15 protein-coding genes and 5 pseudogenes are annotated in these 17539 nt (G+C 69.9%); 8 read left to right on the forward strand and 12 right to left on the reverse strand.

The window, feature by feature from the left end:
* Positions 1–131: 131 nt before the first annotated feature.
* On the forward strand, positions 132–1487 hold the full coding sequence (locus ACZ6B1_RS30450; RefSeq protein WP_468783620.1) for a DUF8189 domain-containing protein: 1356 nt from the start codon (positions 132–134) through the stop codon (positions 1485–1487).
* A 456-nt stretch (positions 1488–1943) separates the two neighbouring features.
* Here ACZ6B1_RS30450 and ACZ6B1_RS30455 read toward each other — a convergent pair whose 3' ends face one another.
* From ACZ6B1_RS30455 to ACZ6B1_RS30465, 3 genes and pseudogenes are all read right to left on the reverse strand, one after another.
* Positions 1944–2153, reverse strand: coding sequence for a hypothetical protein (locus ACZ6B1_RS30455; RefSeq protein ID WP_468783622.1), 210 nt, complete (start codon positions 2151–2153; stop codon positions 1944–1946).
* Positions 2154–2405: 252 nt separating this feature from the next.
* Positions 2406–2814 (reverse strand): annotated as a pseudogene (locus ACZ6B1_RS30460) (PP2C family protein-serine/threonine phosphatase).
* Positions 2815–2819: 5 nt separating this feature from the next.
* Complete coding sequence (locus ACZ6B1_RS30465; RefSeq protein WP_468783624.1) at positions 2820–3107, reverse strand: SpoIIE family protein phosphatase; 288 nt, start codon at positions 3105–3107, stop codon at positions 2820–2822.
* Between the two features lie 271 nt (positions 3108–3378).
* Here ACZ6B1_RS30465 and ACZ6B1_RS30470 point away from each other — a divergent pair, with 271 nt between their 5' ends.
* From ACZ6B1_RS30470 to ACZ6B1_RS30485, 4 genes and pseudogenes are all read left to right on the forward strand, one after another.
* Positions 3379–3771: an effector-associated constant component EACC1 gene (locus tag ACZ6B1_RS30470; RefSeq protein WP_468783626.1), complete on the forward strand. Its 393-nt coding sequence runs from the start codon at positions 3379–3381 to the stop codon at positions 3769–3771.
* 3 nt (positions 3772–3774) lie between these two features.
* A complete protein-coding gene (locus ACZ6B1_RS30475; protein ID WP_468783627.1) occupies positions 3775–8322 on the forward strand; it encodes a caspase, EACC1-associated type in 4548 nt (1515 codons plus the stop codon).
* Between the two features lie 96 nt (positions 8323–8418).
* Positions 8419–9288, forward strand: a complete 870-nt coding sequence (locus tag ACZ6B1_RS30480; protein WP_468783629.1) for a hypothetical protein — start codon at positions 8419–8421, stop codon at positions 9286–9288.
* Positions 9289–9445: 157 nt separating this feature from the next.
* Positions 9446–9625: pseudogene (locus ACZ6B1_RS30485) on the forward strand (ATP-binding protein); the annotation flags it as partial.
* Positions 9626–9646: 21 nt separating this feature from the next.
* Here ACZ6B1_RS30485 and ACZ6B1_RS30490 read toward each other — a convergent pair.
* The 3 genes and pseudogenes from ACZ6B1_RS30490 to ACZ6B1_RS30500 form a co-directional block, all read right to left on the reverse strand.
* Positions 9647–10015 carry a hypothetical protein gene (locus tag ACZ6B1_RS30490; RefSeq protein WP_468783631.1) on the reverse strand — a complete coding sequence of 123 codons (369 nt, stop codon included), beginning with the start codon at positions 10013–10015 and terminating at the stop codon, positions 9647–9649.
* Between the two features lie 93 nt (positions 10016–10108).
* Positions 10109–10237, reverse strand: a pseudogene (locus tag ACZ6B1_RS30495) (IS5/IS1182 family transposase); the annotation flags it as partial.
* A 163-nt stretch (positions 10238–10400) separates the two neighbouring features.
* Entirely contained in the window at positions 10401–10571 is a 171-nt protein-coding gene (locus ACZ6B1_RS30500) for a hypothetical protein (protein WP_468783633.1), read from the reverse strand.
* 203 nt (positions 10572–10774) lie between these two features.
* Here ACZ6B1_RS30500 and ACZ6B1_RS30505 point away from each other — a divergent pair, with 203 nt between their 5' ends.
* Both ACZ6B1_RS30505 and ACZ6B1_RS30510 read left to right on the forward strand, forming a co-directional pair.
* Entirely contained in the window at positions 10775–12031 is a 1257-nt protein-coding gene (locus ACZ6B1_RS30505; protein WP_468783635.1) for a PP2C family protein-serine/threonine phosphatase, read from the forward strand.
* Positions 12032–12262: 231 nt separating this feature from the next.
* Positions 12263–12532 (forward strand): DUF4190 domain-containing protein, encoded by a 270-nt coding sequence (locus ACZ6B1_RS30510; RefSeq protein WP_468783637.1) that lies wholly within the window; start codon positions 12263–12265, stop codon positions 12530–12532.
* A gap of 766 nt (positions 12533–13298) precedes the next feature.
* On the opposite strand, the pseudogene ACZ6B1_RS30515 reads toward ACZ6B1_RS30510, so the two are convergent.
* Together ACZ6B1_RS30515 and ACZ6B1_RS30520 are read right to left on the reverse strand one after the other, a co-directional pair.
* Positions 13299–13396, reverse strand: a pseudogene (locus ACZ6B1_RS30515).
* A 133-nt stretch (positions 13397–13529) separates the two neighbouring features.
* Complete coding sequence (locus ACZ6B1_RS30520; RefSeq protein ID WP_468783639.1) at positions 13530–14009, reverse strand: STAS domain-containing protein; 480 nt, start codon at positions 14007–14009, stop codon at positions 13530–13532.
* Between the two features lie 129 nt (positions 14010–14138).
* Here ACZ6B1_RS30520 and ACZ6B1_RS30525 point away from each other — a divergent pair, with 129 nt between their 5' ends.
* Entirely contained in the window at positions 14139–14489 is a 351-nt protein-coding gene (locus tag ACZ6B1_RS30525; protein WP_468783641.1) for a helix-turn-helix transcriptional regulator, read from the forward strand.
* Between the two features lie 345 nt (positions 14490–14834).
* Here the strand turns inward: ACZ6B1_RS30525 and ACZ6B1_RS30530 are convergent, their stop codons facing one another.
* The 4 genes and pseudogenes from ACZ6B1_RS30530 to ACZ6B1_RS30545 form a co-directional block, all read right to left on the reverse strand.
* Positions 14835–15197, reverse strand: coding sequence for an STAS domain-containing protein (locus ACZ6B1_RS30530; RefSeq protein ID WP_468783643.1), 363 nt, complete (start codon positions 15195–15197; stop codon positions 14835–14837).
* Between the two features lie 383 nt (positions 15198–15580).
* Positions 15581–15755, reverse strand: a pseudogene (locus tag ACZ6B1_RS30535) (pentapeptide repeat-containing protein); the annotation flags it as partial.
* Positions 15756–16244: 489 nt separating this feature from the next.
* Entirely contained in the window at positions 16245–16547 is a 303-nt protein-coding gene (locus ACZ6B1_RS30540; RefSeq protein WP_468783645.1) for a DUF4259 domain-containing protein, read from the reverse strand.
* Positions 16548–16881: 334 nt separating this feature from the next.
* Positions 16882–17505 carry a TetR/AcrR family transcriptional regulator gene (locus ACZ6B1_RS30545; protein WP_468783647.1) on the reverse strand — a complete coding sequence of 208 codons (624 nt, stop codon included), beginning with the start codon at positions 17503–17505 and terminating at the stop codon, positions 16882–16884.
* Positions 17506–17539: the final 34 nt, after the last annotated feature.

Below are 17539 nucleotides of genomic sequence, written 5' to 3' on the forward strand. Positions count from 1 at the left end.
GACGAGCTGCACAACCCAATTTTGGCGAGCAGTGGGCAGGGCTTGGACCGTCCGCGACGGGCCGGGGCAGGTTCGGGCTGTGACTCTGCTGCGACAGCAGGCAGGAGCGCAGGGTGGCGACAGAAGAACAAGTGACGCGAGAGAGCGGCGTTCTTGAGGACGGCAGCCGGGCGACACTCCCGTCACAGGAGGAAGTCGCCAAGGCGGAGGCGGCCCGCAAGGAGCTCGACGCGCGGGGCTACGACGTCTCGGTCAAGACGTTCTGGTGGGGCTTTGAGATCCACCTCAACGCTGAGGCGGCCGCGTTGGCGGGCGACATCGCGGAACTGATCGGTGACGTGGCGGGAGAGGCGCTGCCGTCGCCGATGAACAAGATCGTTGAGGCGTACTGCAAGATCAAGGCGTTGTGGATCAAGGAGGTTGGCAGCACTTACGGCTGCAAGCTGGTCTCTCCCTGGATCGCTCCGGGCATGCTCATTCCGATCAGCCTGAAGCCCAACGAGGACACCAACCTGTGGTGGACGGTCTTCGAGACCCGGGAGGAATGGAGCAAGGACGAGAAGTTCACCGCCCACCACAGCGCCTCGAATCCGGCGCTGGCCGAGCACCAGGGCAGGCTGTACTGCGCCCACCGCGGCTCCCCGTCCGACTCCAGGCTCTGGTGGACGGTCTACGACCCGGACAAGGGATGGAGCGAGGACACTTTGTTCGGGGCGCATTCGAGCGAAGGCGGACCGGCACTGGCCTCCTTCGAGGGGCGGCTCCACTGCGTGCACCGGGGCAGCGGCAACGACAAGGACCTGTGGCACACCACCTTTGACCCGGCCACCGGAAGGTGGAGCACAGACACCCGTCTCGGCGCCCACTCCAGCTCCGTGGGCCCAGCCCTGGCGGTGTTCAACGGCAAGCTTCACTGCGTCCACCGGGGCAGCGATTCGGCGCACCTGTGGCACACCACCTGGACCTCATCCACGGGATGGACCCGCGACGTCAAGCTGAACGTCGGTACCTCGGCGAACCCGGCCCTGGCGGTCTACGACGGCAGGCTCCACTGCGTGTACCGCGGCAACAACACCACAGCCCTGCAGCACATCAGCTACAGCACCAGCGCCGGATGGGGTACCGAGCGCCAACTGGACGCCCATCACAGTTTGGAAGGGCCGGGCCTGGCAGTGTTCGACAGCAAGCTGTACTGCATCCATCGCGGCCACGGCGGCAACGACCAGAAACTCTGGTGGGCCACCTACACCACCAACGGCGGCTGGAGCACCGACAAGCAGTTCCCCGCCCACTCCAGCGGAGCCGGCCCCGCGGTGATCGCCTACCGCGACAAGTACGGGGACAAAAACCAGCTCCTCGTCGTCCACCGCGGCTACGGCAACCGCGCCGCCGGCACCGACACCGCCGGAGACGAAGCACGCCTCGCCGAAGAACAACGCGCATGGGCCGCAGAAGCGGCCACATCCAGCACCGGCCACTCGATGTAGACGGCCGGACGCGGACGGCCCCGCACCGCGGGAGTACCGGAGTGCGGGGCTGTGCGGCGGGCGGGGCGGCGGCCTCACGCATCCTCGGTCGGCAACAGCATATGACCGTCTGGAACGCAGGCGTCGCGGGCGTGGTCCTGCACGGCCCTGGTGTGTTCCACCGCCTGATGGTCCTCCAGGAATCACGTGTATGCACGTCTGCGCCGTGACCAGCGGCGGCAGCCAACGCATGCCATCGCGAAGCGGTCCGTGAGCGTGCCAGCGGCCCGGTTCGCAACGAGGGACCGGCTTGGCGGTCCGCTCCCCGTGGTCGGCCCGGAGGCGTTGCAGAGCCGCCGTGTAGGAGATGCCTTCCTCGGGGCGCAGCCAGTATGGGAACGAACAGATCCCCGGGATCTCGGAATGGACCGCCACTGGACCCGTGCCAAGCCGAACGGGAACGCTGGGAGCGAGAATTCACCGGGCGCCGGCGATCAGCGCCACCAGGAGCAGCCCTTCGACGAGGGGGAGCGCCCAGCGGGGCCCCAGGCGCAGGTCGTCGGGCAGCAGCAGGGTCAGTACCGCGGCGGCGATGACGGCTGCGGCCATCGGCCAGCGGGCCTCACCGTACGGCGCCTGCCGAGGCTCGTGCCGACTGCTCTCGTCACGCGTGTGCTGTCCGGTCATGTTCGGCTGCCGTCCGGGGTCAGGCCGGTGCGGCGGGTGCAGTGGCGGGCCGGACTCTGTCGTGTCCTTTCGAGTGCCATCGCCTCCTTGTGTGGAGGGCTGCCGTGTCGGCCTCGTGTGACACGCAGAGCGGTTGACCAGCGTCGCTGCCTCTCGTCCGGCCGGCGCGAGGGTGTGCCGGCCGGTCGTTCTCAGCCGCCCGGGCCAGGCGAAGACGCGGGGATCGGTCCGGGGTTTCGGTGGGTGGCCGGGTCAGCGTGGGTTGGGTGCGTTCACGCGGACTGCCACCAGGGCCGCGTCGTCGCTGCCGTTGGGGAGGAAGTTGGCGAAGAGTTCGGTGCAGGCCTCTTCGGGGTTGGTGCCGATGTCGCCGACCAGTTCGGCGAGGGCGTGCAGGGAGTGTTCGAGGTCTTCGTGGCGGCGTTCGACCAGTCCGTCCGTGACGAGGACGAGCAGTGATCCGGGTTCGACTGTGACCCGGTGGGCGGGCGGGTGGGTCAGGCCGAGGCCGAGGAGGGGGGCCGTGTTCGCGGATGTACCGGGTGGTGCCGTCGGGGTTGCGGATCGGGGGTGGCAGGTGTCCGGCGTTCGCGATGTGCAGGATGTCGGAGTCGGCTTCGATGAGGATGACGCAGAGGGTGACGCTGGCGCCCGGTCTCACCGAGGTCAGCAGGTGGTCGCGGTGGGACAGGATGGCCCGCGGTGGGGGTGTCCTTCGGTAGCGTAGCCGCGCAGTGCGTGGCGGACCTGCCCCATCACCATGGCCGCGTCGAGTGAGGGGCCGGCGACGTCGCCGACGGCCACCACGAGTCCGGCGGGGGTGGTGACGGCCTCGTAGAAGTCGCCGCCTATTTCGGTGCGTTCGCTGGCGGGCAGGTAGCTCCTCGACGAGGAGATCGCCGTCGAGCGGGACGCCGTGTACGGCGCCAAGGAGAACTTCGACGACCTGCCCATGAAGCTCCTGCAGGAGTGGCGCGCCCGGCTGGCCGCCCATGCTGGCCAAAGGCCACCGCACCGGGATCACCCGCCCGGTCGATGACGTCCGTCCCACCCGCGCCACCGGCTTCCCTGCCCGGTGCGGACTCACCCGTCTGCGATTCCTTTCCGCGCTCCTCGGTGCCGGACTCCAACCACCTGGCGACCGAAACCGACCTGGAGGTAAGGGAGTTACGGGCGTAGCCTCGTACGGCTCCGCCGCGACGGAGCGCTACGGAGGTCAGCGCACGTGGAAATCGCCCTGGAGGTCAGCGGTACCGCCGAAGACTCCTACGAGCTGCGGCAGTGGCTGCGCGGCGACCCGGAGCTGCGGCCGGCCGTCGTCCCGCTCGTCCCCGCGTCGCCGGCGCCCGGATCGATGGGCGGGCTTGGCGCGGTCATCGAGCTGCTGCTCCAGCCCGGCGGCCTGACCGTGACGCTGGCGGCCGGCGTGGTGGCCTGGCTGCAGACCCGGCGCGGCAGCCAGACCGTGACGATCACCAAGCCTGACGGCACTCAGGTCGTCGTCACCTCCCAAGGCGTGCGCGGTCTCACGCCGGAGAGCAGCGGAGAGCTGGCGCTGGAGGTGGCGCGGGCCCTGGAGGAGCCGGCGCGGCAGACCTCGGATCCCGAGAACCCCTGAGCCGTGACGGAGAGATGGGGGGATCTCGCCGGACCTGCCTGCCGCGCCGTCGTCGTCGGCACCGGACGGCAGGGCGCGGGCGAGCGCGGCGGCCCGGGCGGCGGCGTGCGGCTCGCCGACCTCCCGAGCGCCGCGCACACCGCGCGGGAGCTGGCCCGGGTGCTGCGCGAGCGGTGCGGGATGGCGGCGGGCCGGGTCACCGAGCTCATCGACCCGGCCGGCCCGACGGAGGTGCTCGCCGCGCTCCGCGACGCCGTCGAGGCGGCGGCGGGCGGCGTGGTGCTGTTCTGCTTCACCGGGCACGGCCTGCTCGGCCCGGGCGGTCAGCTCTATCTGGCCACCGCGGCCACGGTGCGGCCCGACGACACGGTCACCGCCGTGCCGTACGCCGAGGTGCGCAATCTGCTCGGCGACGCGCCCGCCCGCGCGGTCGTCGTCCTCGACTGCTGCTTCTCCGGCCGGGCCGCGGCCGCCCCAAGCGACGCCCACCGCGACCCGTACGCGACCGCCCGCCCGCCCGGCAGCTTCCTGCTCGCCTCGGCGACCGGCTACGCCGCCTCCTTCGCGCCCGTGGACCAGCCGTACACCCTCTTCGGCGGCGAGCTGGTGCGGCTCCTGGCGGACGGCGATCCGAGCGGGCCGCGCTGGCTCACCCTGCTCGACGTCTACCGGATCCTCGACCGGCGCTTCCAGGGCGGCCCCGCCCGCCCGTACGCGGACGGCGTGGGCCGGGCCGCGGATCTCGTCGTGGCGCGAAACGCGGGCTCTCCGGCACCCCCGGAGGAAGCCGACGTGCCCGCGGGCGGCGGCCCCTGCCCGTACCCCGGCATGCGCCCGTTCCTGCCCGAGCAGCGCCATCTCTTCTTCGGGCGCGAGGAGCTGGCCCACGGGCTGCTCGACCGGGTGACGCACGGCGACGGGCCGGTGGTGCTCGTCGGCGCCTCCGGGGCCGGGAAGTCCTCGCTGCTGCGGGCCGGGCTCGTCGCCGGCCTCGAGGAGCGGGGCACGGGACGGGTGCTGCTGGTCGACGGGCCGGGCGCGCGGCCCTTCCGCACCCTGGTCGAGCGCTGGGCGCGGGCGGTGGACCGACCCTTCGAAGAGGTCGAACGGGAGCTAGGCGCCGGGCGGTTCGGGACCGACGGGCCCAAGGTCCTAGTGATCGACCAGCTGGAGGAACTCTTCACCGACTGCGCGGACCCGGAGGAGCGGGAGCTGTTCGTCCGGGCCGTCTCCGGCGCGGGAGCGGCGACCGGTCCGCGGATCGTTCTCGGTCTGCGGGCCGACTTCTACGAGCCCTGCATGCGCGACGCGCGGCTCGCCCGCATGCTGCGGGCCGGACAGTTCACCGTCCCCGCCATGTCCGACGAGGAGTTGCTCGCCGCGATCGAACGGCCCGCCGCGCACGCCGGCCTGCGCCTGGAGGACGGGCTCGCCGGCCATCTGCTGCACGAGCTGCGCCGGGAGGCGCCCGCCGGCGAAGCCGACTCCGTCGCGCTGCCGTTCCTCGCCCACGCCCTCCAGCAGACCTGGGCCCGGCGCCGCGGCACCCAGCTCACCTTCGCCGGGTACGAGGCGGCCGGCGGCATCCGCGGCTCGGTCGCCCGGGTCGCCGACGAGCTGCACGACGCGCTGGACCCGGCGGGCCGCGAGCGGCTACGCGAACTCCTCCTGCGCATGGTGACGTTGGTCGACACCGAGGGCCGGGCCGCCCGCCGCCGCCTCCCAGTCCCGGAGGCGGAGGGCGAGGCCGAGCGGGAGGACCGCGAGCTGCTCGACCGGCTCGCCGACACCCGCCTGGTCGTCCTCGACCGGGGCGAGGCCCAGTTGTGCCACGACTCGCTGCTCCACGGCTGGCCCCGGCTGCGCGACTGGATCCGCGACGACCGGGTGCGGCTGCTCGTCCTGCGCCGGGTGGGCGACGCGGCCGACAGCTGGGCGGAGGCGGACCGCGAGAAGAGCGCCCTGTACCGCGGCGACCAGCTGGCGGCGGCGCGCCAGGAACTCAGGGGCGAGGGCCCCCGACTCCGGCCCGTGGAGCGGGACTTCCTCGCCGCCAGCGACCGGGCCGAGCGCCGCACCCGTCGGATCCGCACCGGCGTCGGGGCGGTCGTGGCCGCGCTCGCCGTCCTCGCCTCCTTCCTCGCGGTGCGGGCCGACCGCGCCCAGCGCGACGCCGAGGCTCGCGAGAGCGTCGCCGTCGCCGAGCAGCTGGCCGCTCAGGCCGACACCATGCGCGATCGCGACCCGCAGACCGCGCTGCGCCTGAGCCTCGCCGCGTACAGGACCGCCGACACCAGCACCACCCGCTCCAGCCTCTACGCCGCCTACCTCTCCCGGCCGCAGGTCGACCTGCGCGGTGACGTCCGGCAGCCGGTGGTCGCTCTGACGTACGGGCCCGGCGGCCGCGTCCTCGCCACCAGCCAGCGCACCGGCGTCGTCCGCCTCTGGGACCTGAGCCGCCCGACCGCACCGGTGCGCGGCGCCGCCCTGGAGCAACTGCACGGCACCGCGCCCCTCGCCTTCTCCCCGCGCTCCCCGCTGCTCGCCGCGCTGAGCACGAACGCGCTGACGCTGTGGGACGCGGCTGATCCCGCACACCCGAAGCGGCTCGGGGCCCTGAAGCTCGCCAAGGAACAGTCGTACAGCCTTACCTTCAGCCCGGACGGGCGGACCCTGGCTGCGGGCGGGGAGAACGGGCGGCTGCGGCTGTGGGACGTCTCCGTGCCGTCCGCTCCGCGCCCGCTGTACGACAGGAAAGTCGCCCGGGCCCACCTGATGGCCGTCACATTCAACCGTGACGGGCGTTTCCTCGCCACCGGCAACGGCGTGAGCGAGGACGCCTCCGGCAAGGAGCGCCCGGCCGAGGTGCGGCTGTGGGACGTCCGCAATCCTGCCCGTCCCGCCCTCCTCACCACCGCCACGGCCGACTCGGTGATGGCGGTGGCCTTCCACCCGAAGCGGGACACGCTCGTGGCGACCGGCGGCGAGAGCGCGATGGCCTGGTGGACAGTCCGGGACGGCGGACGGCGGCTCGCCCGGATCAAACCCACGGACTCGTTCGAGAACAGATGGGGTTACGGCAGCAACCTGCCCTCGCTCGGCTTCAGCCCCGACGGCTCCGCCCTCGCCGCCGCGTATGGCGCCCGGCCGGGCCGGGCCGCCATCCGGAGGGTCGCCGAACGCGACGGACCGGAGCTGCTGTCCTCGGTGAACGAGCGCGGCTCGGTGCCGAGCGGCGAGCCCGCGCAGGCGGTGGCCTGGAGCCCCGACGGGGCCTACCTCGCGGTGGGCGACGTCGGCGGCAACGTACGCCTCTGGCCCGAGCACACGCCCGGACTCGCCCTCCGGGGGACCCTCGCCGACGGAGACCCGGGGGCCTATCCGTACACGCGGGACGGCCGGTTCGTCCTCACCCGCGAGACGGTCGTCGGCTCCCTGCAGAGCGTGCCGCGCGTCTGGGACATGAGCGGGGCGGACACCGTGCGCGGGCGGTCGCCGAAGCTGCGGTTCACCGTGCCCAGACCGTGGGAGGCGCAGTACTTCCTGCCCGGCCGCGACCGGCCGGTGCTGCTCGCGCACCGCTGGACCGAGGGCACCGACGAGCACGCCTTCCGGATCTGGGACCTCGGCGGCGACGGGCCGCCGGTGGCGGGCGCCGAGATCCCGGTGCGCTCGCCGAACGTGCGCACCGCCATCTCCGAGGACGGCCGGCTGCTGGTCGTCGGGAGCTCATCGGAACCGAAGGCCGCAATCTGGGACCTGAGCGACCCGATCCGGCCGGTGCGGCGCGCGGTGATCCCGGTGACGTCCTCGGCCGAGCCCGAGAGCATGGTCTTCATGGGCCCGAGAGCGCTTGCGACCGTGGAGGCCGAGGGCCGCGGCCGGGGCCCCGACCTACGCCTGTGGGACCTGAGCGACCCCGCGCACCCGTTCCGTGTGCCCGAGCCGCTGAAGGGCGCGGCTATCGCCCGGGCGACCTACGTCCACTCCCTACGGCTCCTGCTCACCGACGGCGACGCCCAGACCGCCAGGCTGTACGACCTGCGGCACATTCGGCACCCAAAGTCCGTGGGGACGCTCCCGGCCGCCTCGGGCGGCTACACCCCGGTCGGCGGCGGTCTGCTCGCGACGACCCTCCAGGACGGCACCGTACGGTTCTACGACATCCGCGACCCGCGCCACCCGGTGCTCCGGCACGCCCAGCGCCTCGACCGGGAGGTCACCGCCATCACGCCCGACCTCGACGGCGGCCGCGTGCTCACCGCCGAGCCGTACCGTGTCTGGGACGTCGCCGCGGACGGCAGGTGGCGCATGCCCGCCTTCGCCACCCTTCAGGGCGTGCGGAGCGTGGACCTGCTGCCCGGGCGAACGCCGTTCATGACGGTGGTGGCGGACGCCCGGTTGAGCGACCGCGGCCCGGAGTACACCTACCTCCTCGACCGCGATCCGCGGAAGGTCTACGACCGCCTCTGCGCGACCCACCCGCTGGGCGTCGAGCCGGACCAGTGGAAGACCCTCTTCCCCCAGTTCGACTACCGCCCCTCCTGCTGACAGGGCTCGCGCGAAACCGAGGGAGCGGCGGGGCAAACTTCGAGCGCAACCGCGAAGCGATAGCAGAGTCAGAGTCCCTGGGGGAGGGCAGCCCAGGTGATCGCCGCAGCGGTGGGAACCCTCCTGGGAGCACTGGCGCTGGCACCCAGTGCCTACGCCAACACACAAGCGGAGGTCCCCTGGTTGACCAGCTCCCCACTGTGGAACCTCCTCATTTGCCTCGGCGCGAGCGCGCAACTGGGGATCTTCTCCGCTCTTGACCCCCACGGTCCCCGTACTCTGCGCTTCGAACGCGTACGCCGCCACTCGGACGCTGTTGCCGAATTCAGGGCCGCGCTGCGTTCCTTGCTGTGGTTGGTGAACTGGAACGTTGCTGCAGTGGGCAGCTTCTTCATCACCCTTCAGACCCGGCCGGCCGTCACAGCCCGATTAACCACCGACGAGACCGCGCCGTTCTGGCCGGAACAGGTGGTCTTGGCCATCGTCATCCTGTGGGTGGCTGTTCCCGCACTGCTGCTCCTTTCTCGGCTCGGCAGCACAATGGTGAGTGGCTGGGTCGTCGTGACCGACAAACGGCCACTCCTCACAGCCCATCACTCCGATGCCGCGGAGCCCGGGGAGCCTCTCACGCCGCTGCGCCACAATCTGCTGACAGCTGCGGTGGCCGCAGGCGCACTGATCGTCCTCTACACGGGCCACGCGGCGTTCAACCTTCCCGGCTGGGCCGGCATCACCACGAACGTCTTGATCCTGCTGTGCTACGCCCTCCTCCTGGAGCCTGCCCGCTGGTTCGTGTGGTTCTTGACCTTTCGCCTCCGGCGCCATGGCCGTTTGCCTTGGCGCACTGGTGCGTTCCTCAACTGGGCCTACGAATCAGGCCTATTGCGCATCACCGGCTCCGCCTACGAGTTCCGCCACGGTGAACTCCGGGACTGGCTGATGTCCCGTCAGCCTTCTGCGGACTGACCGGCGGGTTACAGACTCCACACACGGACACAATGCGGTCGGAGAGGCGACCACGACCCACTGTGACAGCTCCGACCACCCGTCTCTGGGCCGCGAAAAAGGGGCACTGCCCGGACCGAATCCGATCGGCCGCGGCAAGAACGGATCGAATATCCACCTGATCACGACCGGAACGGTTCTCCTGGCTCGTTGGCTGCAGGTGCCTGCAACGCCGGTCCTGGCCACCGCCATCCTTGACCGGCTCCTCCACGACTGCGAAGTGATCTCCATCAACGGCCCCAGCTACCGGCTGAAGAACCGCCTCGCCGCCATCGAACGCAACACCGACGCGGCCTGAGCCGGAGGCTTCTCGCCGACCCTACTCGTCGAGGAACTGATACGCCCCGCTCGGGGTTCCGATCAACACGATGCCGTCGCGAACCTGCCACTCGCTCATGCCATGGGACTCGTGGCTGACGAGGAACAGTCCGGTGATCAGGTCATTGTCGTCGTCGGAAGCCGGGACCCGCGCCACACGGCGCAGTTGCTCCAGGAACCAGTCGGCGGACTGCGCGCGCATCTCGGCCCCGAAGAAGACCCAATTGGTGAAGTTGTACTGCCTCGCGGGAAAGCCCCAGCCTCCGCCATATGTCCGATCGGGATCGTCCGCTCCTACGATCTCCTTGACTTGGACGAGCTGCCGGTCATCGCACTCCAGCCAGCCCCTGATCCGGACAAACACGCCCACGACGACCGCCCCCATACTCCAGGCGCCGTTCGCTGGGCGCCGCCTCCGACGTCGTCGCACCATAGGCGCGGTCGGATTGATCTAGCAAAGCGCTAGCTGCCGCCAGGTGCAGCCGGTCGTCGCCACGAACAGGATCGCGACCAGACACTCCCGGTCGCCGGCACGCCGACGTCCAGCGCCCTGCGGACGCACCACCAGTTTCTCCGGCACCACGCGCCGAATAGCGCGAACCGGCTGCCCGGCATCATCATCCTTCGCGGTCGCGTAGGCGCCGGAGCCTTCGGCCTTGGCGAGCAGCGCAGGAGGGCGCCGGTGGCTCCTTCCATGCCCCCTCACCAGGCGCATTACCCGCAAGCATGCATCCCAGCCCGAGAGGCGAGAGAGGTCAGGACTGCGCGCTCCGGAACACGAGGTAACGACTGAAGGCTTCGTAGCTGTCGGGGGTGAAACGCCACTCCAGCAGGGCCGGGCCGAGCTCCGGCTCGGTCAGCCAGCCATACCAGGCGACCTCATCGGGATCGGGGACTACGGCGCCCGGCACCATGGCTTCATGCACGCCGAGCCAGTGAGGGCTCAAAACAGCGGCGAGGTGGGCGGCAGGAGGGTGACGCGGTCGGCAGTGGTGCGCTCCCGTATCTGTTCGAGGCGGTGTTGGACGTCGGTGTAGAGGCTGCGATCCGCTGCCCACGAGCGAGCTCGGCAGGCGCGGGAGCTGGACCCTTCGTAGATTGAAGAGCGAGCCACTGGCAGGAAATGCGTGTGAAACCCGAGATCGACTACCCAGGGGTGTTCGCCGCCCTTCCGAGCCCGTGCCTGGTGCTCGGCACGGACCTGGTGATCGCCGACGCCAACGCGGCCTTCTGCGCGGTGACCGGGCGGACCCGGAATGAGCTGGTCGGGCAGTATCTCTTCGACACCTTCCCCGACAATCCCGCTACCCCGGAAGCCGACGGGGTAGCGACGCTGAAGGACTCACTGCACCGTGTCCTGTCCTCCCGCCAGACGGATCACATGGCGTTGCAGAAGTACGACGTCCCGGTCGCCGGCAATCCCGGGGTCTTCAAGGAGCGGTGGTGGACCGCGATCAACGTGCCTGTCCTCGGCCCGGACGGAGATGTCGCCTGGATCATCCACCGGTCCGAGGATATGACCGACGTCGTCCGCGCCCGCCGCACAGCGGACCTGCCGTCGGTGAGCCCCGGCCGGGAGGCCGCCATGGAAGCCGAGCTGTACTCCCGGGCACGGCAGCTGCAGCGGCTGAACGAGGAACTGCGGCAGGCCCATGCCCGGGAACGGCACATCGCCGTCGCCCTCCAAGAAGCCATGCTCCACTCCCCCGACCTGGCTCGGCACCCGGATGTCGCCGTGCGCTACCTGCCCGCGACCGGATCACTGAACGTGTGCGGCGACTGGTACGACGCGGTGGACCTGCCCATCGACCGCTTCACGGTCACAGTCGGCGACGTGGTCGGCCACGGGCTGATGGCCGCCACCGTCATGGGCAGGCTCCGCAGCGCGCTGAGTGCTGCCACACGCGCTGTTTACGGCCCTGCCCAAGCCCTGGAGGTCCTGGGACTGTATGCGCGCTCCGTCGAGGGAGCACTGGCCGCGACCGCGGTCGAGGTCCTCGTGGACTGCCACAGCCACCTGCTCTTCTACAGCAGCGCCGGCCACCCCCCTCCCGTGCTGCTGCACCCGGACGGGACCTGCGAGCTGCTCGACCAGGCCACCGACCCCCCGCTGGGTGCCCGCCCCGAACACGTCCCCCGCCCCCAGGCCACCGTGACCTACGCTCCCGGCGACACTTTGATCCTTTACACCGACGGCCTGATCGAACGCCGCGGTGAGGACATCGACGTCGGCCTGTCCCGGCTGACCTCCACGCTCGCCACCTGCACCGCCTTCAGCGCGGAGCACCTCGCCGACGCCCTCCTCGCCCGCCTAGACGTCGCCAGTGGCGCCGATGACGACATCGCCTTGGTCGTCGTCCACCTGGACCGAACGACCAAGCGGTAGTGACCGGCCGGGTCAGCATCGGTGAAGCATCGGCGACTCCCTCCTCGACTGAAGCCCGCTCACCACAGGCGCCCGCTACTACACAAGAAAGCTGCGGCACCAGGTCCCAACTGTGCTCCGCGCGCCAGGATTTACTCGCGCCCGCGAAGGCATGACCCGTCGGTCTCGGGCAACCAGAAGGAAACCAAAAGGAGAGAAAAGAACCTCATCGCAACAGGTTGGGAGATGTCGATGTCGTCCTACAGCACAGGCACGCACAAGACGAGCCGGACGAGCGGACTGGCAATCGCGGGACTGGTCTGCGGCATCGTCGGCCTGTTCATCCTGCCCATCATCCTGGGGCCGCTGGCCGTCGTCTTCGGAGCCGTGGCGCTGCGCCAGACCGGCTCCGTTATGGCGAAGTGGGACATCGGCCTCGGAGTGCTCGACATCCTTCTCATGATCGTGATGTTCGTCATCGCCGCCAATAACGGCGGCAGCTTCACCTGGCACATCGGCTGACCTGCACACCCTGGCCGCGGACGGACTCTATGCACCGCCGCGAGGGAATACGCACCTGCGCCGCCTCTCGGCCCCGCCGGGGGCGGCGTCGGCATGAGCGGACGGCGGCACCGGCGCTCCGGCCGGCCTCTCGGCCGCCCTCATGGCCGGTGCAACCGCGTGCGACGTGGCCAAGGACACCCCCGCATCAGACGAGGTGACTGCCACCGCTCACGCATCCCTGTCCGCCTGGCAGACCGGTGACCTGGACAAAGCCGCCCTGCTGACCACAAACCCCCGCCACGCGCGAACCGAATTGGCTGCCTTCCGAGACACGACCGGTGTCACGTCCCCGTCGCTGACGCCCGAGAGCACTAACGGTGACACCGTGCCTTTCACGGCCACGGCCCACCTCTCCTACCTCGGTAGTGAAGCAACGTGGAAGTACGCCTCTAAGCTGTCCGTGGTGAGTGACAAAGCCGCCGGCGACCCACTGGCACAGTTTCGTGATCAATCCAGCCCTGTCCGACGGCGGCGGCGGCTACACCCTGCAGCCGTTCGCAGGGTCAGACACGCCCGTCACCACCGACCGCCATGGAAAGCGGCTGACCGCCCGCGACCACCCAGGCCTCGCTCAAATCCTGACGCCACTACAACGCCGCTACGCCAACACAGCTCAAAAGGGTCTGGGCATACGACTTTCCTCCGCAGGCGATGGCGGCAGCGGACACATTGTCCCCCCTCAGCGGGGGGAAAAGCAGCTCAGGTCCCCACGCGGCTGGTCCGGCGGAGAGGGCAGGATTCGAACCTGCGTGGACCCCGAAAAGGGGTCCGACCGTGAGGCGAGCTCGCTGGTCCCCGATCAACCGCTCCGGGCACCTCTCCCTGATCCCGGCTGCCGGTACTGCCCGGCTTCCGTTCACTGGACCGACTGTGGCAGGACCCGCTGACCGCACCCTGACACGGGCTGCCAGCAGAGTGTCCGCCAGTCCGCGAGAGCGCTGCCCCCGGTCCAGGTTCAGCAATCCGGTGGTCTGAGGCTGCCGCCCACTCTGCGGCCCGTGATGGCAAGGCGCGGGGTTACTCGCTCCTCGCACTGCGGTGGCGCGGGGTCGAACAGGTCTTGCGCCCCGAGGAGGGTGAGCAACCTGTCGATCACCGGGTTGCTCGTGCGGATGACTACCGTCTTGCCCTGCTCCAAGGCGCTGCGCCGGAGGTCGAGGAGGACGTTCAGGCCGGCACAGTCGCAGAAGTCCAGCCGGCTCAGGTCCAGGTCCACTCCACTTGTCGGGCCGGCGAGCACTTCACCCAGGTCCTCACGAAGCCCCTTACTCGAGTCGAGGTCGAGTTCCCCTCGGACCGTCACCCGTATCCGGTCGCCGCGCCAGGTGCACGACATGCCCGCCTGGCCCGGCGGCAGCGGCTCGTCGTTCTCGGTGTACTGACTGGGCCGACCCGACGTTCTGAGGGGCAGGCCCTGCTCGCACTGGTCATGCATGGCTCACTCCCTCATGCGCCATTGAAGTCCGGGGCAACGTTGCCCTCCGCGACCCAGACACGTCAACTGATGCATGAACTGTAGTACGTGTTTTTGTGTGCGTGAACACTGAGTCGGTAAACTCACGGCATGGATGGAGCGCCCGAGCCACACAATGGATGGACTTTCCTGACGAACCACGCCCGCGTACTGGCTGCCATCGCGGACAACCAGAACGCTCGGATCAGGGACATCGCCGCGCACTGCCGCCTCACCGAACGGGCGGTGCAGAAGATCATCGCCGACCTGGAGCAGGACGGTTACCTCTCGCACACCCGCGAGGGACGCGGCAACACCTACCGAATCGACCCCACCAGGATCCTTCGCCATCCCGCCGAAGCCAACCTCGGCGTGACCGTGGCCTCACTCCTCTCCCTGCTCGCGCAGGACGAAGCCCACCGCACCGGGCCATCCACCCAGCGAGCGACCGCGCCGGCGTGACACGACTGATTCTGTCCCCCAACCGCGTCGCACTCACCGCCGCAAGGCCCGGCGTCGCAGCGGCTGGTGGAGTTCGCGCGCAACGTGGCCGGACCGGGCAAGTGGGGGATCGCGTCGCTGCCCGGGAGCCGGGCGGCGCTATGCCCGAGCAGGGCTCCGGCGGTGTTTGCGAGTACCGTGGCGAGCAGTCCCACGCAGCCCGAACAAGACGCCCGCGGCTGCGCTCAACAAAGTGCTTCTCCGGCCCCGGCCGCGGGGCCGGCAGACGCCGGTCGCAGCACCTCCCCGTCGCTGGGGCCTGTCGCGCAGGACGCTTTGAGCGGTCACCAGGGTGATCCAGGACCCTCATCGGGGACCCTCGGGCGTCGGCTGCCGGAAGTCGGTGAGCGGCGTGTCTGAGAGCAGGCGGGCGAGGTCGAAGGTGGCGGGGTTCGTGTCGGCGGCCAGGAGCAGCAGTCGCAGGGGTTGTGGGTGCAGGCCGGTGACGGTCGTGCGGCGGCCGCGGCCATCGGGCTGGGTCGGGGTGAGCAGCAGGTGCAGGCCGGCGATGTCCATGAACGGCGTGTGGCTCAGGTCCCACAGCAGGTCGGTCACACGTACCGGGAGCGTGTCGGCAGCGGCGCGCAGCGGGGGCAGGGTGTCGAAGTCGATGTCCCCGTGCGGGGTGATACGGGCCGTGGTGCCGTCGCTGGTGGTGGTGATCCTCATGCTGGGCGCCCCCTTTCCGGGGGTTGGTGAGCCCAAAGGCGAAGCACCCTCCCAAGCAGGGGGGTGAACGACGATGGCGGGGGCCGGGTGCCCGTGGTGGGGGCAACGCCCGGCTCTCCAAAAGGCCGACCCTTCCCAAGAGGAGCGGTCGGCCGGTCTCGTTGTGTCCCCCCCACCGTCCCACACTCACGCGCCCGACCGCGATCCCCATCCCCGGCAGACAGCCTGGCTGCTCGCAGAGGGAATCACCGGTGGCAAACGGCTCTTCGACCCCGGCCGCATCCCTGCCCTGATCTCACGTAGGTGTCCGTTACCAGCCTCTTGCCAGGATCAGTCCACTCGGCGCAGGTGACCCCACCGTCGCCAAGTCCAAGCCAAGCGGGGCGTTCGGTGTGCAGGCGCGCGGCGTCACGCAGGGCGCCGTCCTCGTCGGTAGGCCACGACCAAGGCGACCAGGGCACCCGCGCCGGCCACCACGCCGAAGGAGAGCTTGACCAGGTCAAACAGTGTTTTGGAGTTCAGGCGTTGCTCGGGCTTCAGCCCGCGTACGTCGAGCAGGTTCTCCGGGACGGATCAGAGATGGCGACCGGCTGGGTGGACAGGGCCGAAGCCGATCAGTGGCGCCAGGAAGTGCGACAGATCCTCCAAGCACTCGAAACACCCGCTGATCATTGATTGTGACCGCTTCACGGAAGCCGTGCCAGAACCACTTCAAGTGAACAAAGCCACCGAGCTAATCACTGACCGTTGCAGGTCGGCGCGGGAGCCCCGACGGCGACGGCGACGGCCACGGCCACGGCCACGGAGCACGGTGACAACCTCCCGCGACGTCAAACGAACATCTCGCGTACTTGCCGCGTGCAGGAGACGTGCCCTCATCCGGCACGGGGCGTGCGTCGGCGCCGTACTCGGCACCCCGGGGCAAACACGGCGCAGCTGCGTCACGTCCCGTACGGCGTTTCCGCGGGCCACCTTGCAAGATTGTTTAGGTAGGCGGTCCACAAGGGCTGTCGGCCATGTCGCTGCTCGCCGCCTGTCGGCCGTTTGTTAGCGCGGTGCGGATCCACGTCTTCCCGAAGCCGGCTGGGCCTGTGACGTCGCGGGGTAGGTGGAAGATGCCCGGGTTCTCGGCGACACGATGGGGCTGTCCGGGAAGGTGCTGGCGACGAGAGCACCGGCGGCAACGGCTCCGGCCCCGTCTACGCCATCGACGCGCTCTCCCGAATCGGTGACTTGCTGGAACGCCCGCTCCAGCACGTCGATGACCTGCCGGTGGGCGAGCCCCTCAAGTCCATCGACGAAGTCTGCGGCGAGGTCGCTGTCGAACGGACCGGTTCCCCACGTTCCCATGCGTGGCTCCTGACACGACTGTCTTGGACGAAGGCATGGTTCCAGGAGCCACTGACATCGGTCACGGTGCCAGGAGTTGGCGCCGCCAGCATGCGTCCCCTCACGACCCTTGCACAGCACGCTAAGACGTCGTCCCAGCTTCCATGAGGGCCGTTGGGTGCTGGCGGTCCTGGCCGTGGCTCTGTTCACGAGAACGGGCAGCACTCGTTCGCGGGTTTGGGAGGCAGCCGGCTTTCGCTGAGAATCGAAATGTTCACGGGCTGGACAGCACCGGCGACCTGACCGGTGGCTTGGGGGCGTGCGCGTCGTCGGGGAGAGTCCGGTTCGGCGGGGGTCAGCGATATGCGGCGAGGAAGGTCCGGACGCCCTCGTCGGCGTAGTGGTCGAGTTCGGGCTGGGTGTGCTGCGGGCTGCCGTGGAACATGGCCTTGTTCACCGGGATCCACAGCAGCAGGCCGGCGAAGTGGTTGGCGGCCAGGAGAGGGTCGTCGATCCGCAGCAGGCCCCGGTCGGCCAGGCGGTGGAAGGTGTCGGCCAGGGTGGCCAGTACCCGCTCGAATCCCTGCTCGTACCAGGTGGCGCCCAGGTCGGGGAAAGCGTCGGCGTTGGCGATGATGAGGCGTCGCAGTTGGAGCACCTGGGGCTGGGTGAGGGTGGTCAGGAACTGGCGAGCCAGCCTAAGCAGGTTCTCCTCCAGTGCGTCCGCGTCGATGGGGATGCCGGCCACCAGATCGATCACGGACTCGATCCGATCGGTGGTGGCCAGGACGATTTCGGCGAACAGTTTCTCCTTGTCGGCGAAGTGCTTGTAGACCGTCTGCTTGGACACGGCGGCCAGCTTGGCGATGTCGTCCATGCTCGTGCCGGCGAAGCCCTTCGCCATGAACACCGCTGTCGCGGCCTCCATGATCGCCTGGTGCTTGCGGGCCGAGCGTCCGCCGGGTTCGTTCGTTTCCATGTCGCCTCCTCCGAGGAGAGTACTGGACAGTCCA

Source organism: Streptomyces sp. NPDC041129 (assembly GCF_055592265.1).